Genomic DNA, 560 nt, shown 5'->3' on the forward strand with positions numbered 1-560 from the left:
CCGCTCGATGACCGGAATGAGGGTCGTCGTCTCGGCGGCGTTGCCGGGGAACATGTACACGTCGAGGGGGAAGCCGCCTGCGTCCACGAGAAGTCCCACCTGGACTTGGGGGTCCACCCGGTGCTCCTTGGAGCGTCCCACCCTGCGGGGCTCAGCATCGATGGTGAGACTGCTTTCATCGATCTCCGCCTGGAAGTGGAGAGTCGTCGCGTCATACATCACCAGTGTCAATGGCCCACCCCTGCTGGCGTGGGTGAAACAGGCCTCAGCCAGACGCTCCCGGTACTTCAGTTCATTGATGCGGGGCAACATTCGGTAGATCGTTGACCGTGAGGGGGCGTTCACGCCGATGCCCTCCAGAACACGGATCGCGTCCACCTTCGACGTGGGTTCCACGATCCTGGCCAGCACGATCTTCATGAAGGTGTCGTCATCCAGGTTGGTGAATCCGAGCCGCTCGTAGGCCTCGGTGAGGACCTGCCACAGGACCCGGGCCGGTTGGCCCACCACCACGCCACTGGACCCCGCACTGGAGCGAGGACGCCCGAGTGGGCGGAGAT

The 560-nt window shown here is 63.9% G+C and carries 1 protein-coding gene; it reads right to left on the bottom strand.

Translation table 11 applies throughout. The features are described 5' to 3' along the window. The coding region (locus FK530_RS25145) for an IS1634 family transposase (protein ID WP_438947269.1) at nt 1-510 on the bottom strand (510 nt) is incomplete at its 3' end. Between the last annotated feature and the right edge of the window lie 50 nt (nt 511-560).

The sequence above is a fragment of the Tsukamurella conjunctivitidis genome (assembly GCF_007858475.1).
Taxonomy (GTDB): domain Bacteria; phylum Actinomycetota; class Actinomycetes; order Mycobacteriales; family Mycobacteriaceae; genus Tsukamurella; species Tsukamurella conjunctivitidis.